The 18749-nt window shown below is 61.4% G+C and carries 16 protein-coding genes and 2 tRNA genes; 9 read left to right on the top strand and 9 right to left on the bottom strand.

All coding sequences use genetic code 11. The annotated features are described in order from the left end of the window. Window positions 1-77: 77 nt before the first annotated feature. Window positions 78-1469: a glycine--tRNA ligase gene (locus tag R4P70_RS10580; RefSeq protein WP_317830792.1), complete on the top strand. Its 1392-nt coding sequence runs from the start codon at window positions 78-80 to the stop codon at window positions 1467-1469. A 92-nt stretch (window positions 1470-1561) separates the two neighbouring features. Then, window positions 1562-2143, top strand: coding sequence for a dihydrofolate reductase family protein (locus R4P70_RS10575; RefSeq protein ID WP_019748997.1), 582 nt, complete (start codon window positions 1562-1564; stop codon window positions 2141-2143). On the opposite strand, the gene R4P70_RS10570 is transcribed toward R4P70_RS10575, so the two are convergent. Both R4P70_RS10570 and R4P70_RS10565 read right to left on the bottom strand, forming a co-directional pair. Further along, window positions 2118-2579 (bottom strand): MepB family protein, encoded by a 462-nt coding sequence (locus tag R4P70_RS10570; protein ID WP_133727536.1) that lies wholly within the window; start codon window positions 2577-2579, stop codon window positions 2118-2120. The two genes, R4P70_RS10575 and R4P70_RS10570, sit on opposite strands and share 26 nt — an antisense overlap. A gap of 48 nt (window positions 2580-2627) precedes the next feature. Then, on the bottom strand, window positions 2628-2993 hold the full coding sequence (locus R4P70_RS10565) for a nuclear transport factor 2 family protein (RefSeq protein ID WP_024487641.1): 366 nt from the start codon (window positions 2991-2993) through the stop codon (window positions 2628-2630). Window positions 2994-3130: 137 nt separating this feature from the next. On the opposite strand from R4P70_RS10565, the gene R4P70_RS10560 reads away from it, so the two are divergent. Next, on the top strand, window positions 3131-3937 hold the full coding sequence (locus R4P70_RS10560) for a helix-turn-helix transcriptional regulator (protein ID WP_317830791.1): 807 nt from the start codon (window positions 3131-3133) through the stop codon (window positions 3935-3937). Here R4P70_RS10560 and R4P70_RS10555 read toward each other — a convergent pair. Both R4P70_RS10555 and R4P70_RS10550 read right to left on the bottom strand, forming a co-directional pair. After that, window positions 3912-4649 carry a polyprenol monophosphomannose synthase gene (locus R4P70_RS10555; RefSeq protein ID WP_003944487.1) on the bottom strand — a complete coding sequence of 246 codons (738 nt, stop codon included), beginning with the start codon at window positions 4647-4649 and terminating at the stop codon, window positions 3912-3914. The genes R4P70_RS10560 and R4P70_RS10555 overlap by 26 nt on opposite strands. A 99-nt stretch (window positions 4650-4748) precedes the next feature. After that, complete coding sequence (locus R4P70_RS10550) at window positions 4749-6815, bottom strand: TPM domain-containing protein (RefSeq protein ID WP_046378746.1); 2067 nt, start codon at window positions 6813-6815, stop codon at window positions 4749-4751. Between the two features lie 180 nt (window positions 6816-6995). Between R4P70_RS10550 and R4P70_RS10545 the strand changes: the two genes are divergently transcribed. Both R4P70_RS10545 and R4P70_RS10540 read left to right on the top strand, forming a co-directional pair. Continuing rightward, window positions 6996-7574: a YdcF family protein gene (locus R4P70_RS10545; protein WP_128638009.1), complete on the top strand. Its 579-nt coding sequence runs from the start codon at window positions 6996-6998 to the stop codon at window positions 7572-7574. A 5-nt stretch (window positions 7575-7579) separates the two neighbouring features. After that, window positions 7580-8878, top strand: a complete 1299-nt coding sequence (locus tag R4P70_RS10540; RefSeq protein ID WP_317830790.1) for a deoxyguanosinetriphosphate triphosphohydrolase — start codon at window positions 7580-7582, stop codon at window positions 8876-8878. A 13-nt stretch (window positions 8879-8891) separates the two neighbouring features. Here R4P70_RS10540 and R4P70_RS10535 read toward each other — a convergent pair whose 3' ends face one another. Next, window positions 8892-10430 carry a serine/threonine-protein kinase gene (locus R4P70_RS10535; RefSeq protein ID WP_411742466.1) on the bottom strand — a complete coding sequence of 513 codons (1539 nt, stop codon included), beginning with the start codon at window positions 10428-10430 and terminating at the stop codon, window positions 8892-8894. A gap of 84 nt (window positions 10431-10514) precedes the next feature. On the opposite strand from R4P70_RS10535, the gene dnaG reads away from it, so the two are divergent. Further along, window positions 10515-12434: a DNA primase gene (gene dnaG / locus R4P70_RS10530; protein ID WP_003941578.1), complete on the top strand. Its 1920-nt coding sequence runs from the start codon at window positions 10515-10517 to the stop codon at window positions 12432-12434. Window position 12435: 1 nt separating this feature from the next. Here dnaG and R4P70_RS10525 read toward each other — a convergent pair whose 3' ends face one another. After that, entirely contained in the window at window positions 12436-12687 is a 252-nt protein-coding gene (locus R4P70_RS10525) for a hypothetical protein (protein WP_317830788.1), read from the bottom strand. A 136-nt stretch (window positions 12688-12823) separates the two neighbouring features. Between R4P70_RS10525 and R4P70_RS10520 the strand changes: the two genes are divergently transcribed. Further along, window positions 12824-12896, top strand: a tRNA-Asn gene (locus tag R4P70_RS10520). Between the two features lie 72 nt (window positions 12897-12968). Here the strand turns inward: R4P70_RS10520 and R4P70_RS10515 are convergent. Further along, window positions 12969-13592 (bottom strand): HAD family phosphatase, encoded by a 624-nt coding sequence (locus tag R4P70_RS10515; RefSeq protein ID WP_308370790.1) that lies wholly within the window; start codon window positions 13590-13592, stop codon window positions 12969-12971. A gap of 131 nt (window positions 13593-13723) precedes the next feature. Next, window positions 13724-13921 carry a hypothetical protein gene (locus R4P70_RS10510; protein WP_003941659.1) on the bottom strand — a complete coding sequence of 66 codons (198 nt, stop codon included), beginning with the start codon at window positions 13919-13921 and terminating at the stop codon, window positions 13724-13726. A 177-nt stretch (window positions 13922-14098) separates the two neighbouring features. Between R4P70_RS10510 and R4P70_RS10505 the strand changes: the two genes are divergently transcribed. Then, window positions 14099-14172 (top strand) — tRNA-Ile (locus R4P70_RS10505). Between the two features lie 1207 nt (window positions 14173-15379). Here the strand turns inward: R4P70_RS10505 and R4P70_RS10500 are convergent. Next, window positions 15380-16810, bottom strand: a complete 1431-nt coding sequence (locus R4P70_RS10500) for an O-antigen ligase family protein (RefSeq protein ID WP_099697619.1) — start codon at window positions 16808-16810, stop codon at window positions 15380-15382. 1220 nt (window positions 16811-18030) lie between these two features. On the opposite strand from R4P70_RS10500, the gene R4P70_RS10495 reads away from it, so the two are divergent. Beyond that, window positions 18031-18384: a hypothetical protein gene (locus R4P70_RS10495; RefSeq protein WP_099697620.1), complete on the top strand. Its 354-nt coding sequence runs from the start codon at window positions 18031-18033 to the stop codon at window positions 18382-18384. Window positions 18385-18749 lie beyond the last annotated feature (365 nt).

Below are 18749 nucleotides of genomic sequence, written 5' to 3'. Positions count from 1 at the left end.
GGCAGCCGCCAGATAGGCTGATGGTGCGAAAAGCGCACGAAAATCATGCATCTATTACCCAGATGGAGAGCAATCGAGTGGCACCCAAGTCCAAGATCGAAGCCGTTGTCAATCTCGCCAAGCGGCGAGGCCTGGTCTACCCGTGCGGTGAGATCTACGGCGGTACCAAGTCCGCATGGGACTACGGCCCATTGGGTGTCGAGCTCAAGGAGAACATCAAGCGGCAGTGGTGGCGCAACATGGTCACCAGCCGCGAGGACGTCGTCGGCCTCGACTCCTCGGTGATCCTGCCCCGCGAGGTGTGGGTTGCATCCGGTCACGTCGGTGTCTTCAACGACCCGCTCGTCGAGTGCCTCAACTGTCACAAGCGTCACCGTCAGGATCACCTGCAGGAGGCGTACGCGGAGAAGAAGAAGCTCGACAACCCGGACGACGTCTCGATGGATGTCATCGGTTGCCCCGATTGCGGCACCGTCGGCCAGTGGACCGAGCCGCGCGACTTCAACATGATGCTCAAGACGTACCTCGGCCCTGTCGAGAGTGAAGAGGGCATGCACTACCTGCGCCCCGAGACCGCACAGGGCATCTTCGTGAACTTCGCCAACGTGCTGACCACCTCGCGTAAGAAGCCGCCGTTCGGCATCGGTCAGATCGGCAAGAGCTTCCGTAACGAGATCACCCCGGGCAACTTCATCTTCCGCACTCGCGAGTTCGAGCAGATGGAGATGGAATTCTTCGTCAAGCCGGGCGAGGACGAGCAGTGGCATCAGTACTGGATCGACTACCGCCTGGCCTGGTACACCGGCCTCGGCATCAACAAGGACAACCTGCGGCTGTACGAGCATGCGCCGGAAAAGCTTTCGCACTACTCGAAGGGCACGACCGACATCGAGTACCGCTTCCACTTCCAGGGCAGCGAATGGGGCGAGCTCGAAGGTATCGCGAACCGTACCGACTTCGATCTCTCGACGCACTCCAAGCACTCGGGCACCGAGCTGAACTACTACGACCAGACGACGGGCGAGCGGTACACGCCGTACGTCATCGAGCCGGCGGCAGGTCTCACGCGTTCGCTGATGGCCTTCCTGGTCGACGCGTACACCGAGGACGAGGCACCCAACTCCAAGGGCGGCGTCGACAAGCGCACGGTGCTGCGACTGGATCGTCGACTCGCTCCCGTCAAGGCCGCAGTGCTGCCGCTCTCGCGCAATGCGGATCTGACGCCGAAGGCAAAAGATCTTGCGGCGCAGTTGCGTCAGAACTGGAACGTCGAGTTCGACGACGCCGGTGCCATCGGTCGTCGTTACCGTCGCCAGGACGAGATCGGCACACCGTTCTGCATCACGGTCGACTTCGACACTCTCGAAGATCAGGCTGTGACGGTGCGTGAGCGTGACTCCATGGCGCAGGAACGCGTCGCCCTCGATCAGGTGGAAAGCTACCTGGCTGCACGGCTGATCGGTTCCTGATTCGTTCGAAGCTGACGGGCGGTTCTTCTCATTCGAGAAGGACCGCCCGTTTTCTCTATCCTTGACGGATCTTCAGGCGCAGGATCGAAGCTATGAGAAAACTCAGCGTGACCAACAGCGTGACTCTCGACGGTGTCATGCAGGCACCTGGTGGGCCGGACGAAGACCGTCGTGGCGGATTCGAGCACGGTGGATGGGCGGCACCCTTCAACGATTCCGTCATGGCACAGAAAATGGGGGAGGGGATGGCGAAGAAATCAGAGTTGCTCTTCGGACGCCGAACCTATGAGAACTTCGCCTCGTACTGGCCGTTTCAGACGGACAATCCGTTTACCGAGGTGCTCGACAACACGCAGAAGTACGTAGCGTCAAGGACTTTGGGTGAACCGCTGCCGTGGAAGAACTCGACTGTGTTGAAAGGCGATGCCGCCGACGCGGTCGCCGCGCTGAAGGAAAGCGATGGCCCGGATCTGGTGATTCTGGGCAGTGGCGACTTGATCACGTCATTGGCCGAACGGCGTCTCGTCGACACCTACACTCTGCTGATTCATCCGCTGGTTCTCGGAACCGGGCGCAGATTGTTCCCCGACGGTGCTGCGCTCGCTCAGTTCACCCTCACCGAAAGTGTTCCTACGACAACAGGCGTCATCATCGCGACGTATCAGGTGAGTTGAATACATCAGGGAACTCGCCGAAATGCTGCTTCTGCCAACGCTGGGTTCTGACGGCTTGCACACTGGTCGGCGTGACCCAGGGCGGATAGACCCGGATAGCGCGCTTGCCGCCCGAGAAGTTCGTCGACACGATGTCGTGTTCGACGAGGGTTTCGGTGGGAAAGACGAAGTGACCCAGATGTTCTTCGTCGTAGACCTTCACCACAAACAGCGCGACGCCGTCGCTGGTGTCGAAGGGGCGGATGGGCCCGGCCTCGGAACGGCGCCACAGCGTGACGAACTGACCGAGCTTGGTCGGCGTCGTCTTGGCGGTTCGATAGACGGAGGGAAGGCCGTTGACGGTCAGCGTGTGAGCGCTGTATTCAGCACCCTCGGACTCGGGAATCGGTGTGGACCAGGTAAATCCGTCGGCGTTCATCGGCAACGATGATTCCACGGACCACCGACAGCCTTCGTGGCGAAGGCTGTCGGTTGTAGACGCACTTCAGGCCGTAGGTACCTTGTCGAGAAACCCGAGGACAAGCGTCACCCGGCCGTCGTCGTCGCGTTCGAGTACGTCGAACCCGTCGATCAGTGACTCGGCCCCCGCCGGGCCGAGAGCCCAACCGAATCGAGCCTGTCGGTGGTGCGCGTCCACCGGCCCGATGAGGGTGAAGTGCATGCCCGGAAATTGTTGCTGCACAGCGTTGATCATCGCGTCGATCTGATCGTGTCCGGTGACGTCCGCGAGCGGATCGGTGTAGCGGCCGCCGGGTGCGAACAATTGCTCGATCCGTGCTCTACGGGCGGTGGTATCTGTTTCGTTCCACATGTCGATATAGGCGTCGGCGATTGCGTCGAAGTCGCTCATGGTCGCTCCCTTGATCAGTTCCGGTGGTGAACATCCGGCGGTCTCGCCGGCTGAGACCACTGTTCCTCCGAAACTGCTTCGGGTCGATTACCTCCGAGGTCATGGTCTCGGCTACCTCGGGTCGCTAACTTGAAAGAATGACCTTCGAGACGATGGACGTTGGCACCGAACTCAAGCGGTGGCGGGAGCGGCGAAGGCTCACTCAGTTGGGTCTCTCGGCAGCGGCAGGAGTGTCGACCAGGCACCTGAGCTTCATGGAAACCGGCCGCTCCAAACCCAGCCGGGACATGATCCTTCACCTGTCCGAATGTCTGGATGTTCCTCTACGACAACAGAACACGCTTCTGCTGGCAAGTGGCCACTCACCGGAGTACTCGCAAAAATCGTTGGCGGAAGCGCCGATGTCAGCGGTGAGCGAGGCCATCGATCGCATCATCGACGCGCATGACCCTTATCCGGCCGTGGTGGTCGATCAGCAATGGGAGATGATCGCCGGGAACCAGGCCGTGAGAATCCTGACCGAGGGCGCCGCTGAATTCCTCCTGGAACCACCGGTGAACGTATTGCGTTTGAGCTTGCATCCCGAGGGCATGGCGCCGCGGATCGTGAACCTCGCGCAGTGGCGGACCCACCTGCTCGCCAGGTTGGCGCGGGAAGTGGAGGTCAGTGCGGATGCGCAGTTGGCGTCGTTGCTCGACGAGTTGCGCACCTATCCGAGCGGCGGAGACTGGCACGACGACCGCGCGAATTCCCTGCTGGTTCCGTTGCGCGTACGCGCGGGCGATACCGAATTGGCGATGTTCAGCACCACCACCGTGTTCGGTACGCCGCGCGACGTCACGCTTGCAGAGATCGCGATTGAGTCGTTCTACCCGTCGGACACGCAGACCGCCGATTATTTTCGATCAGCCGCGCAGGTCAGAGAGACTTCTTGCCGAACTTGAGCTTCCACGGCACCAGAGCGGACTCCAACTGAACCGAGAGGCTCATCTTGGAGACACCTTCGGTGCGTTCCTCGAAGCGGATTGGCGTTTCGGCGATCTTCATGCCGCGCTGAACAACTCGGTAGTTCATCTCGACCTGGAACGCGTAGCCGTTGCTCTGCACCGATTCGACGTCGATGTCGCGCAAGGTCTTTGCATGCCACGCCTTGAAGCCTGCAGTTGCATCCTTGACGTGCAGTCGCAGAATAGCGTTGACGTAGAAGTTCGCCCAGGCGGACAAAGCCTTGCGATGCCACGGCCAGTCGCCGGCAACTGCGCCACCCTCGACGTAACGGGAGCCGAGAACGACTGCCGCATCGGTCGTGGTGAGGATCTCGATCATGGCGGGGATCGCTTCGGACGGATGGGAGAGATCCGCGTCCATCTGAATGACGATGTCGGCGTTCTCCGCCAGAGCCCGGCTCATGCCCGCGACGTAAGCACGGCCGAGTCCGTCCTTGACCGTGCGGTGAAGCACTCCGACCGGGATGGGTCCATCGATACCCAACTTGTCCGCAACCTCGCCCGTGCCATCGGGGGAGTTGTCATCCACCACGAGGACGTGCAGGTTCGGGATCTTCAACGCGGCGAGGCGATCGACAAGCTTTGGCAGGTTCTCACGCTCGTTGTATGTAGGTACAACGACGGTTATCTGCGGGGCGACGCTTTCCATAACACCTTCGTATGATCTGTGATCCCGACTTGCCGGATGAAGCGTACGACGAGTGCGGTCGTGAACAAAGTAGGGATTTTACTACCTCGACGGGATCCGTCAGAACCGGCCGCCGCCGCCTCGACTGGTTCGGCCGCCGCCACCACCGCCGAAACCACCGCCGCCGCCACCGCGACCGGAGCGTCCGCTGCTGCTCGGTCCGCCGTACGAGCGGGGCCCGCCGCCACCTCGCAGAATGCTGTTGATCAGGATGCCGCCGAGGATCGCTCCCGTCGCATCGCCGCCGCCACCGCGGGGTCGTTGGTTTGCTTCCCAGGTGTTGACGTCGTTCTGCGCGGCGCGAAGTGAGTGCGTCGCCAAGGTTGTCGCGGCCTGGGCGTGTTGCAGTGCCTTCGACGGATCCGAAGCCTGCAATTGCTGGGCCGCCTGCAGGTGCCGCTGAGCCTCCGCGTAGCGAGTGCGCGCCTCCGCCCCGATCGCGCCGCGCCTGGTTCCGAGGAAGTCGCCTGCAGCGGTCACCTGAGCCTGTGCGGCCAGAATGTCCTGGGCGAGGCGCTGCTGTGCACGTTCGAGCTGCTGCTTCTGCTCCTGAGCGTCGGCAAGCAGTGCGTCGAGTTGGGCGTCGGCCGCGACGATCTGGTTGAAGGCTGTCAGCGGATCGCTGTCCTTCGACGTCTGAGCATTCGCCAACGCTGCCTGGGCTGCGGCCTTCGCGTCCGCCAACTTCTGCCCGCCCTGCGCCAGGTAAGCGTCCGCAGCAGTGATGCCCTGCTGGACGTCGTCCATCGCGGACGGAAGAGTCGCGATGGCGTTTCGGATGTCGTCGGCGGCGTGATCGACGCCGTCGAGTAGTTTGCGTGCCTGATCGAGAGCCGCTTCGGCAGTGCGAATCGCGGTGACGGCAGCGCCTTGCTTACCAGCCGGCAGCGCGGTGGCATCGCGGCCTTCCTCGATCGACTTCTCGGCGAGCGTCAGGCGTTCGCTGGCCATGGTGACGTTGTTCACGACAGATGCCAGCGTCGGCGCGGGGAACTGATCCTTCAATTTGGTCAGAATCGCCTCGGATTCGGGCAAGCGCACGCTGAGAGAAACAACACTCTGCGTCAACGCATCGAGACGTGCGGGGGCGTTGATGAGAAGGTCGCGAAGCCCGTCGAACTCCTCGACGCGAGCTTCGAGTTCTTGGTCGGCTCGACCGCACGAGGAAATGATGTCGATCAGCATCTGGCGGCGTTGATCGGGAGTTTCCGGGATGGCGTCGTCGAGTCGCTGCCTGATCGCGAAGGCTTCGGCGAGGGTGGCCTTGGCCTTGTCGAATGCTGCCGAGAAGGGTGCGACGGCGGAATCTCCGAACTCGCTGCGGGCCAGATCGAGCTCCTCCTGGCTGCCGGCGATCGCGTTGTCCGTCTCGACGAGGATCTCCTTCGCGCGTTCGTCGAGCGTCGGCAGCGGGAGTGCGTTGAGGCTGGCGATGTCGTCGGGGGAGATGTTCTTCGCGGCTTCGACGCTTGCCTTGTTCTTGTCGTTCTTGCGCTTACGTGAGTACAGGACCACGCCGCCCGTCCCGACCACCACAGCGCCGCCCGCGATGAGGAGTGTTCCGACTCCCATTCCGCCGCTCGTGTTGTTCGCGTCGCCGAGTGCTCCAGCTGCGGCAATTGCCGCGCCGGTCCAATCATCCTCGGCAAGAGCCGGTTCCACCGCGTCGGAATTGATCGATTCGATGTCGGAATCCGTGATGTTGCTCAGCTCAGCGGGGACGTCGAGGTAGTAAGCACGCTCCGCCGTGGCAACTGCAAGCAGGACGGACTTGGTACTCAGCGTCGACTTCGTGGCTGTCTGCTGTGCCCACGCCTGGCCACCCAGGTTGTTGAAATCGGGGACGAACGCGACCCACAGATCGATCTGGTGGTCCTCGCTGAGTTGATCGATCGCGGCTTGTATGTCGCTGCGTTGCCCGGCGTCGAGAACCCCGGAGGTGTCGGTGATGTGATTCGGCAACACCATCGGGGCGTCTGCCGAGGCGAGCGCAGGACTGAAGACGAGCGCCAGCAAAGCGAAAATCGCAGCGACGGCGGCGGCGCTTCCCCGACGGCGAACGGGTCGGGTGATTGTCCGACTCTGCTCTACCGAGGACAACTGCGAGAAGTGTGGTGCGAGGGCCATGACGCAAATCTATCCGTTGTGGCGCGTCGGCATCGGAGGTGATCGCCGCGAACTGGCAGAATTGCGGGAGTGAAACCTGCTTTCGGTAACCGCCCCCACGACCCATCACCCTCACGGGCGGGCGGCTTCGGGGCAGGATTGGCTCGCTGGACGCGCCGACTGATCGCCGGTGCCGTGTTGATGGCCGTGGTTCTGGTCGGGGGTACTGCGTTCCGGGTGTGGCAGGTGGCGCGCATCGACGACACGCGGCCGGCCGACGCGATAGTCGTTCTGGGCGCGGCTCAGTATTCCGGCACTCCGTCGTCCGTCTTCGAGGCCCGACTCGAGCAGGCGTACAAGCTGTACAAGCGCGGAGTGGCGCCGCAGATCATCACCGTCGGCGGTAAACAAGAAGGTGACGAGTACACCGAAGCGGCGTCGGGAAAGATGTATCTGACCGATCGCGGAATTCCGTCGAGTGCGATCACCGCAGTGGAGACCGGTTCGGACACACTTCTCAGTATCGACGCGGTGAGCGCCGAGATGTCCTCGCAGGGAATCAATTCCGCTGTCCTGGTCAGTGACCCGTGGCACTCCTTGCGAACGCGGACGATGGCCCGCGACACTGGACTCCAGGCGTGGACCGCACCTACTCGTCAGGGCCCGGCTGTCTTCACCCGCGAATCCCAGTTGCACGGAATCGCTCGCGAAACCGGCGCGCTGCTCTGGTATCAGCTCACGCACTTCTCGGCAGACTTCCCCTACACGGCAGGGCAATAGAGACCATGACAGCTCACACCACCTACGGAGGCGGCACCTACTCCGAACACGACCTCGAACGTCGTGTCGTCGAGGCGCCGAAGCGTGCGGGGTTGCCGGGTTCGCAGATCGCAGCGGCGCAGCATCGTTCGGACTTCTCGCGAGATCGGGCGCGTGTCCAACACTCCGCGGCTTTGCGGCGCTTGGCCGACAAGACCCAGGTTGTCGGCCCGCGCGACGGTGACACACCTCGTACGCGGTTGACGCACTCGATAGAGGTCGCACAGATCGGGCGAGGGATCGCCGACGGACTCGGTTGCGATCCGGACCTGGTGGACCTCGCCGGTCTCGCGCACGACATCGGGCACCCGCCGTACGGTCACAACGGCGAGAAGGCCCTGGACGAAGTCGCCAAGGACTGCGGAGGTTTCGAGGGCAACGCGCAGAATCTGCGGATATTGACCAGCCTCGAACCCAAGATCCTGCGCCCCGACGGTCTGAGTGCCGGCCTCAATCTCACCAGGGCATCACTCGACGCAGCCATCAAGTACCCCTGGACACGGCCGCAGCCCGGCGCGAAGTTCGGGGCATACGACGACGACGCAGAGGTGCTCGCCTGGGTTCGAGAGGGGGCGCCCGAGCGTCGGCAATGCCTGGAAGCTCAGGTCATGGACTGGGCCGACGACATCGCGTATTCCGTGCACGACGTGGAGGACGGGGTGATCGCAGGCCGTATCGACCTTCGCTCGCTTGCCGATCCGTCCGAGCAGCGCGCACTGGCAGAACTGGGGGCCTCCGAGTTTCGGGGATTGGTAGTCGACGATCTGATCGACGCCGCTCAACGGTTGTCCGAACTCCCCGTCGTACGCGGGGTCGGAAGTTTCGACGGCACACTCGGAAGTTCCGTCGCGTTGAAGAATCTCACGAGTGAATTGGTGGGTCGCTTCGCTACCGCGGCGATCGCCAGCACCCGGCTGACACACGGTGACCGACCCCTCTCGCGGTATCAAGCCGACCTCGACATACCCGAGGCCGTCGCATCCGAGGTGGCGTTGCTCAAGACCGTGGCGCTGTACTACGTGATGTCCGACGCCGGACACAAGGCGCGTCAGGATCGGCAGCGTGATCGTGTTCATCGCGTCGCGGAATGGCTGCTGGCGACTGCGCCGGCCGGGCTCGATCCGATCCTGCTGCCCGCGTGGGAACGCGCCGCGGACGACGGTGCTCGGGTCCGGGTAGTGGTGGATCAGATCGCGTCGTACACGGAGAGTCGGCTGGAACGGGTGGACAAAGCGAGCCTGGGCGCGCAGGCCAGCTGGGGCTGAGCCGCTTACGCCTTCAGCAGGTCATCCGCGTCGACGGGTCGGTAGTGGTATCGAGCCACTTGCCGTAAGCGTCGCCGCCTGCTGCGCGAACGTCCTTGCAGATCTTCGACTCGGTGTTCCCGGATTCGCGATACACCGTGTAGATCGCCGTCCCCGAATCGGAGACTTGACGCAGTGACGGGCAGGACTGGTCTGTGCGTAGGTATTTCGAGCCGGGGAACGCGTCGAGGTAGTTCTGGATCTCGCTGGCGTACGTTGCCGGATCGGTGGCATTGGCCAACACCACGATTCCGGTTCCTTTGCATGAGGGGACGGTGATCGGCTTGCTGACCCCGAGGTCGCCATTTCTCGCGCCCGGGTTCGACGCCCGGGTGGTCGTGGTCGCCTGCAGTCCGGCGGTGGGTAGCGGCTCGAGCTTCGGCGTTCTGGCCGGCTCCTGAGTGGGTGCCGGTGCCGACGTGTCGATGGAAGCTGCTGCAGTGGTGGGTGATTCGGGTCCCGAGTTCCCCCGCATCACCCAGGCCGCCGTGCCTCCTGCGGCCAGAACGAGTGCAACTCCAGCCGCACCGATCGCGATCGGGGCTCGGTTTCGCTTGGTCTTTGTCGCGATGTGCGTGTAGTTCCCGTGAGCGGGATTCGCCGTGGTGTAGATGGGCGGCGCGACGATCGTGGGGTGCAATTTGCCGGCGGCACCGGGGGTGTCGGTCGTCGAGAGGGCCTGCCGCGCTTGGAGTGCGAGCGCTCCCGTAGTCGGATAGCGGTGTGCGGGATCCTTTGCCATGCCGCGAGCCACGATGGCGTCAAAACCTTGCGGGAGCGATGGAACCGTCCGCGTGGGGCGTGGCGGCGGAGCGTTCAGGTGCGAATTGACCAGATGCTCGATGCTTGTGGTGTTGAAAGGTGTTGTTCCGGTAAGTGATTGGTAGAGGACACAAGCCAGGGAATAGACATCCGCTGCGGCCGTCGGCGTTTCGATTCCGAACCGCTCCGGCGCCATGTACGCATAGGAACCGACTGCGCTTCCCTCGGTGGTGATCTTCGTGTCCGTCTGTGAGTATGCGATTCCGAAGTCGACGAGGTAGGCGAAGCCGTTGTTCGTGAGAATGATGTTGTCTGGTTTGACGTCGCGATGGATGAGCCCGCGGGCATGTGCGGCGTCCAACGCCGAGGCGATTTGCGAGACGATGTCGACGGCTCGTATAGGCGTGAGTCGGCCGAATTCGGCCAACTCGGCGCGCAACGTATGACCTTCGACCAAACGCATGTCGATGAAGAGGACTCCGTCGATTTCGCCCCAGTCGTGTACCGGGATCACGTGCGGTTCGTTCAAGGCGGCGGTGGTGCGAGATTCTCGGCGGAAACGAGCTTGGAATGACGGGTCGGCCGCAAGTTCGCGATGGAGCAACTTGAGTGCGACCAGGCGATCCTTCGAGGTGTCGTACGCCTCGTACACTTCACCCATTCCGCCTCGGCCGAGGAGGCGACGCAACTCGTACACGCCGAATCGGGTTCCTGATCGCCCTTCGTGCGAGCTCGAGGCGTTTTCAGTCATCGTCGGTCCCATCGCTGCGGTGCAGAGTCGGCCATCAACATATCGTTGTCAGGAGGTGCCGGGGGACCGCCTAGACTGATGTACGTGGCGGGCCGAATTTCTGACAGAGACATCGCGGCCATTCGCGAACGCACTCGCATCGAGGACATCGTCGGTGAATACGTTTCACTCAAGCGTGCCGGTGGCGATTCGATCAAAGGTCTGTGTCCCTTTCACGACGAGAAGTCGCCGTCGTTCCACGTGCGACCCAACCACGGCCTCTACCACTGCTTCGGCTGCGGTGAGGGCGGGGACGTGTACTCGTTCCTGCAGAAGATGGATCACATCAGCTTTGTCGAGGCTGTCGAGCAGTTGGCGGATCGGCTCAGCTACACGATTTCGTACGAGGGTGGTGGGCCGTCTGTTCAGCGCGATCGCGGCACTCGTGCACGCTTGATCGCGGCAAACGCGGCGGCTCAGGAGTTCTACGCCGCTCGTCTGCGCGAACCCGATGCCCAGGCGGCTCGCGACTACCTCACCGAGAGAAACTTCGACGGTGCCGCAGCACTGCAGTTCGGGTGTGGATACGCGCCCGAAGGTTGGGACACTCTCACAAAACACTTGATGTCCAAGGGCTTCGAATTCAAGGAACTCGAAGCAGCCGGGCTGTCCAAAGAGGGGCGACGAGGTCCGATCGACCGGTTCCATCGCCGTCTTCTGTGGCCGATCCGCAGTGTCGCCGGTGACGTTATCGGCTTCGGTGCCCGCAAGCTCTTCGACGACGACACCATGCCGGGTAAGTACGTCAACACGCCGGAAACGATTCTCTACAAGAAGTCTCAGGTCCTGTTCGGCTTGGACCTCGCCAAGCGCGACATCGCCAAGGGACACCAGGCAGTAGTCGTCGAGGGCTACACCGACGTCATGGCGATGCACTTGGCCGGCGTCAAGACCGCCGTCGCTTCGTGTGGAACCGCCTTCGGTGAGGAGCACCTTGCGATGCTCCGCCGACTCCTGATGGACGACAGCTACTTTCGCGGTGAGATCATCTACACCTTCGACGGTGATGCCGCAGGGCAGGCCGCTGCGATGAAGGCGTTCGAGGGTGATCAGAAGATGGCCGGGCAGACGTTCGTCGCCGTCGCGCCCGACGGAATGGACCCGTGCGATCTGCGTCTGAAGTCTGGTGACGCCGCCGTTCGCGACCTCGTGGCACGGCGCACTCCGATGTTCGAGTTCGTGGTGAAGTCCATCCTCACCGAACACGATCTGGAGACCGCTGAAGGTCGCGTCGAGGCACTGCGTCGTACCGTCCCCGTCGTTGCGCAGATCAAGGAATCAACTCTGCGCGACAGCTACGCGAATCTGTTGTGCGGATGGGTCGGTTGGGACGATCTTCCGTCGGTTCGACGACGCGTGCGTGACGAAGCTCGCAAACGGGCGTCGACGCGCGGATCTTCGCCGGCGCCCAAGCGTCGTCAGGTTGTCGAGGCACCTGCCGCCGATGCGCTTGCGCTGCCGATCGGAATCTCCAGGCCCCGGCCCAACGATCCGGCGCTCTCGACGCAGCGAGCTGTCCTCAAGGCCGCATTGCAGCACCCTGGCATCGCCGGCAGTGTCTTCGACTCGTTGCCGCCCGAGACATTCACCCACCCCGCCTACGTTGTCATCAGACAGGCAATGGCTGACGCCGGCGGAACGAGCAAGGGGCTCGGCGGCGCCGAGTGGATCGAAGTCGTCACCAAGGGCGTCGAAGACATGACGGTGGCCTCGGTTGTATCTGAGCTGGCCGTCGAACCGATGCCGTGCGACGAAGACACGGTTCCGCGCTACATCAACGGAGTGCTCGCACGACTGCAGGAAGCGTGGGTGGGCGAGCAGGTTGCCGACCTCAAATCCAAGCTTCAGCGCGTTTCACCTGCTGCCGCCCCCGAGGAGTACAACTCACTGTTCGGAGATCTCGTGGCGCTGGAGCAGTATCGCCGACAGCTGCGTGAGCAGGCTGTCGGCGACCAAAGCGTCTGACCTAGCGGTTTTTCTTCAACTGGTCGTGGGGGACCAGAATCGTGGTCTCCTCGTTGATCGGCCTCATCGGCTCGAGCTTGGGCTGAGTACTCAGTGAGTCGGCCAGCTTCTGCCGTGACGCGTCCAACACCTTCTTGGTGGCCGGACTAGTGGCCACCGCCTTCGCGGCCCGGCTGATCTGCTCGTATCGTGCGCGGCCCGCTTTGGTTCCCAGGACGTACCCAGCTGCAACACCGATCAACAAACGCATCATTCCTGCTTCCCTCCAGCACCGATCGTCCTGACTCCATCCTGCCTGATGACTCGCTGGGCAGGCGATTTGGTACTTCGGTGGAGGATTCGCTACAGTTTCTCAGGCAACGCCGGAACGGGCGAAGCGAGCAAGACAATCCCCTGTAGCTCAATTGGCAGAGCTTCCGACTGTTAATCGGACGGTTGCTGGTTCGAGTCCAGCCGGGGGAGCAGCAAAGCCCCTCACCTGAGAAATCGGGTGGGGGGCTTTCTTGTTGTGGTCTGACCTTGTCTTTGTCTGACCTAGCGCGCTCGCAGCAGACCCACCGATCGAAGTGCCGATTCGACGTCTGCAGCCTTGTTTGCTTGTTCGCCGCGAATTCCCAGCCGTCGAGCGCTGAGGACGTTGACCGGGTTGTCGTCGACGAAGAAGGTCTGCTGTGGACGCGCATCGAGAAACTCCAGCGCAGCCAGGAAGGCCGCAGGGTCGGGTTTGGTAGCTCCGAGCATGCAGGAGAAAACATGCTCGTCGATTGCCACTGGAGTTACAACACTTTCGATGGCGGCCAACAGGACAGGTCCATTGTCGGAGAGTGTGGCGACCGCGACGCCCTCGCTTCGAAGCGCGATTGCGAGATCGATGACTGCGCGGTCCGGGATGAAGGCCTTGGCCCAGGCTCGGCGAAGGTCGTCGCGGTCACCAGGAAACCCGAGCCGTCGAAAGCGTTCCAGGATCGCGGTTTCGGAGTGAAGGCCGAGGTCGCATTCCTGGTCGAACCCGGACGCGAACACGAGGGCATGAATCTCTTCTTCAGTGACGCCGATGGCCGCTGCCAGTTCTGCGGCGCGAAGTTCAGGCTCGAATCGACACAGCACCCCGCCCAGGTCGAACAACACGAGTTCAGGTGGTCCGCTGTCGTTCGCCATGTCGGAGAGGATAGGCGTCATCAGCACCCGTGAACGCGACGCGTAGATATTGGCGACAGATACACCAAAGCCCGACGCAAGTGTCCGCGTCGGGCTTTCGGTGGAACCGTCGAACTGTTTGACGGGTGCGCTTACTTCGCTGCGCGATCCGACGGCTCGAACAGCCGGATGATGTGGCTGGGGTTGATGTAATAGACACCATTCGGAGAATTGAGGACGAGAGTGTCTTCGGTGAAATCGGTGACGGTGCCGTTCAGCTTCGCGCCGTCGGACATGATGATCCGGATCGTGGCCTTCGAGTTCTTGAATTCGGTCAGTGCAAGCTTCATGTGGTGATCCTGTTCCGTGGGGTGTGCACTCCCACGGTATCGGCTCATCGCGCCTGTGCCGACCAACCTTGGAAGACTCGATTCGAAAGAGTGCAACGCGTCACCGCCTGCCCGATTGTGATCCGCGTCGGATGTGCCGGTAACATTCGGATTCGCCGCGATGCATCGCATCCGGATGGGGCGGTAGCTCAGTCGGTTAGAGCCGTGGACTCATAATCCATTGGTCGCGGGTTCGAGCCCCGCCCGCCCCACAGAATAATTGCAGTTCAAACGCACTTTCGAGGAATCCGGGAGGGCGTCTTTTTTGCGTGTGCCCACATTCTGCCCACGTTCTCAATCAATCCACCGACCTTATGCTGGCCACGTTGCTCTTGGCGAGGGCGGCAGCATCGAATTTCGACGCCACATCTTCTAGATGATCGTCAAGGAGGCGGTCGTATTGAAAGCAGGGTAAGTCTCTGCACATTAGAAAAGGCTGTCCGGTTTGTAAATGTTTAGGAGAAGGGGTAGTCGCGATCGGTGGTCGAAGGAAAAATGCTGATACCAAACGTATTTCAGTTCCGGTGAGTGTTCACGATCGGACCGGCCGCGAATATGCGCATTCGATTTCTCAATAGGTGGGAACCGGCTACTCAAGGCGCTGTCCTCTATGTGAGGTCGCCCGCTGAGGTGGCTCCACGCCCAACTCAGCCGGCCGTCGCATCTGAACTGTCAGGAACGGGCGCGCTCTGGTTGGCCCGCCATGCGACCGGCCAGGTCGAAGCCTGAGGCCTATGTGTGTCGAGTCCGAGAAGGCGGGGCACCTCCTGATCGGCCGCCCGGTGGATTGGGCACCTCGAAGTTACTCGGCAACTGTGAAACAAAGATGCAAGTTGAGTGGAAACCCAGCAAATAAACGAGGGTGGCCCTGACCTCGGGGGAGAGATCGGAAACCGCACTCAATTTTCTGGGGGAAGCGTCTTCCGCGAGGAGTTTCTTGGCCGTGGGTGGCGAACTGGTGGCCATTAGGTTCAGTCTCGCCAGTCTTCGCAGCACCATCGGCCACAGACTTGCCCGAATCCAACCTCCACCCAACGCTTCCGCCTCTGGATCCACAATTTTCGAATCTAGGCATGCTGACACTTCCGTCGGGCCTTCGCAGTGGAGCAAATCGAAACAGTCGGCACTGTATGCGGTTGAATGTCAATGGCGCCCCTGGTTCCCGCCGAGAAATCGGGCGAACTCTTTACGGGCGGGGTATCCCGGTGGGAGGTAGCGGTCGCCGGGAATGCGGAAGCCTGATCGAACGCAAGGTCGAAATATCTCGTGGCGAGATGCGCGGACAGCGGAACGAAATTGGCGGACTATCCGACGATTCGCAGAACCGATGGCCGAGCTTCGTTCGGAGGGGTGCGCTACGCAACTCTTACTCCACGGCGGGCCGACCAAGTATGCCGACATCAGGAGCAGGAGGAGTATCTATGACACGACGTTGGGTAAGTCGGTTTGGTCCGATGGTTCAAGCGGGAAGGACGCAGCCGGAACGGTCGTATGGCTGCGTTCACTACTCTTTGGCTGGTTAATTGCGATCACAACCAGGGGTATTACCGCGACCCAAAAGATCGGGTCGATATCCCGGAATTTGGTTGCCACTTCTGTTGCGCCTGTCACGAAGAAGGCGACCATGTACGCGAGTGGGTAGAACTGACCTTGCCGGGCCCAGCATGCGGCGGACCTGGAGGCGACGAGTAGCAGTATGCCGACAGTGACGGCAGTGAGTAGTCCGCCAGTCGCCAGTGAGTTCACGAGCATGTTGTGTCCATGGAACGCGATGTCTATAAGGTCGTTTCGTACTTTGCTGATCTCGCTGTACCAGGCGTGCCCTTTGCCGAACACAGGATTCTCGCGCCAGGCTGCGAGGCTGCCAATCCAGATCCTGCCTCTCGACGACAGTGCGTGGGCGTCAGTTGTCATCAATGGAATTGTGACCATCGTGGCGGCCGCAGCCATCAAAGCCACTGCGGCCCACTTTCCACGGAGCGGGCTACTCAGGAGTTTTGCAATGAAGACTGCAGCAAAGGCGGCGAGAGTGGCGGCGAGCGCAGTCCTGGACCCGGACCACAAAACTGCAACGCCGACAATACCGATCAGCGTCCATCTCGCGCGAGAGCTTTGTGCGAGTAGGACTGCTGGAGCACCAAGGGCGAGAATCACTCCGAGCACGTTCGGGTGGTTGTAAAACCCTGCAAGGAGGGTGGATCCGAAGTTCGCTTTTTCGGAATCAGTGAGTGCGCCACTGGCCCCTGCCATCAAGCCTTTGGCGGGTGTGACTAGTCCGAGCGTGATGCTGCCTGCGGCGACAAGCCCGATCATCGGCGCCAGTATCCTGAGGTCAGGAATTGTCGCGGAGAAGGCGTAGAGGGCGAGCACCACTGCCGGGTATGCCGCGGCGTGTATAGGCGGCATTCCCGTTTCGTACATGGTGTGGGCGATGGCCAGTGCCCAGGGGGCTAGGCAAGCCCAAAGCGCAATCTGACTGTGTTGCCCCACCTCTAGGGAGGAGTTTTTACGGACGATTGCAAGTGCGCAGCACAGCAGGGTGAGGTAGATCAGAGCGTACGAAACTAGAGCCGCGGCCTGGGTTGTGGAGGCTACGTCAGCTACTGCGTTGGCGCGCCGCTTGGTCAGCGCGACTTGAGTGAGACCCGGGATGGTGCATGCAAGGAATGCGACGATGAGGATTGTCGAGATTTGTTTCCGACTCGGGTTTGGCTGTTCATGTTGGATGGCCGATTTGGTGCGCCGCATCCGTCCGTACGCCCATGGCATGACGAGAGTGGCGCCTGCTGAGATGGCCGTTCCGATGAAGATAACGAGGATGGCGGTGTCTACTGTTTTAGGTTCAAACATCGACACGGTCCAGCGCTAGGTGAGGCATCGTTTCATTGTCCGGTGCGCTGGTGCCTTGGCCTACGGGTTTTGGTGCGTGGATCGTGCGACGAAGGTCCTATTTGTTTTGTCGGGTGTCGCTACAAAGCCCCGATCTCGTTGCGAGGTGAGTCGATCCTTTGCGGTTGCACAAGGATCTTGCGGTTGCACATGAATGTCGCACCTTCGTCGATCCCAGACGAGATGAAGGTCTCGGATCCGGATGCGCAACCCTCGACAGCGTCGGATATTCAGTGCCACTAGGTGAGGCCGAGACAGCGACATGTCGGAAGATGAAGGAAAAGTAGGCACCTATTCAGGTATTTCGGCGTATGTGCTCAACGTGCTGAAGTGTCACGCTTTAGCTGTGCCTACCGGTGTAGGTGCAAGGCAGTCGAGCCGTCCCCCCGCGGCTCGGCTGCCCCTCAACAGGCGGCACCGGGCCCGAATGGCCGCCTTAGAGCTGGCGACTGCAAGTTCCGACTCGGGGTTGGATACGACTCGGGATCGCACGCGCAGCTGCAGATCGGTTGTCCGACGCCACGGGTGTGATTACCGGCATCACCATGGACAGCTGACTTCAGTCCGAGATTGCGTTCAACGTGAACGATCGAAATCCGTTCGACTGCCGAGCAATACACGCAACCTTTCATCGACGCGCTGACCGGGAGCCGACCGTCGGTACCGACTCAACGCGAGGGCTGCAAGCGGAAATTGGCCCCGCAAGTTCGAGGCCCATTATCGGTTCTGAAAAGCGCTGTCTAACAAGGGCTGTCAATGTCGAGGACTTTGCGCTCGGTCACGCTCAGTTGTCTGATGAGGGTGACGGGAAACATTTCTTTGTGCCGAATCCATCCTTGTGTACTTCGGTGGCGACTCGGGCTCGATTGTCGCTTTTTCGTGCTCCGTCAATCGTGGAATCCGCGGCGTGCGAGAGTTCGGTCAATTGCCTCGACCGAGTGTAGAACCGGGCAATTGGAACAAAACACTTGTCGAAGAGTTACATTTGTTGATAAAGTGTAACGAGATGTTGAGAATCGACAGCAATTTCGAGGTCGCACTACCGGAGGCCGACGGGCGCCGGGGGATATCGGTGTGCTGTCGATGGGTGGCGACGCCGCTGCGCGCCGCAACACGGATTCGGCGAACTGTGGCGGGTTGGACCCCTGATCCGACGGACCAAAAGTAACGGAGAACGTACTGTGGCAATCAAGAACTCGATCGCGCCTGGTTTTATGGACAATCACGGAAACAGGCTGTTCGGCAACACTATTCGATCAGCTGAGGGTGAGGCTCTGGTCGAACGGCTGAATACCATGTTCGAGCAAGCGAACAGGACAGGTCGGGTGGTCAATCAACGAGAACTCTCGACCGTGCTTTTTGCGCAGCGATCCGAGGGTTCGGCGGGCGACCGGTCGATTCCGGCGCCCGAGAGGTTGATGCATGCAACCGAGGGGCTCTCGTGCGAATCCTTCTCCCTGTTGATTTTGGCGGCCGAACATTTACTGCGTTCCGAAGGAAAACTCGTCGAATCGCTTCCCTCTCAAGAGGGTTGACGAGGTCAGTTGGAGCTTCGTCCACAAGGGCACAGGCTCGCCCAGGCGAGCGTCGAGCCGGGTGCGTGTCAATAGAGCCGCTGGCACCGAACACGGATTAACACGTACCTCGGGAAGCCGCATGAAGTGAATTGACTATCGCAGTCTGCTGTTGCGGTGTGAACGCTGCCCAGGCGCTGGCGGAACCCACGAGTTCAGGGACATCGTTCCATCCAGGGCTCTGTAGCCGGGCCAACGCCGCCTCGACCGTCCCGAAAACTTCGAGGTACGCATGTGCGTCGTCGCATGTGAAGGCGAGTTCGTGGGGTCCGCGTCGCCCACGTCCCCGTCGCACGAAGTAAGCATCAGCACGAATGGAGCCGCAA

Source organism: Rhodococcus sp. IEGM 1241 (assembly GCF_033142365.1).
GTDB classification, from domain to species: Bacteria; Actinomycetota; Actinomycetes; order Mycobacteriales; family Mycobacteriaceae; genus Rhodococcus_F; species Rhodococcus_F erythropolis.
Note: the sequence above shows the minus strand (reverse complement) of the source record. Positions and strands in the feature narration are given on the sequence as shown.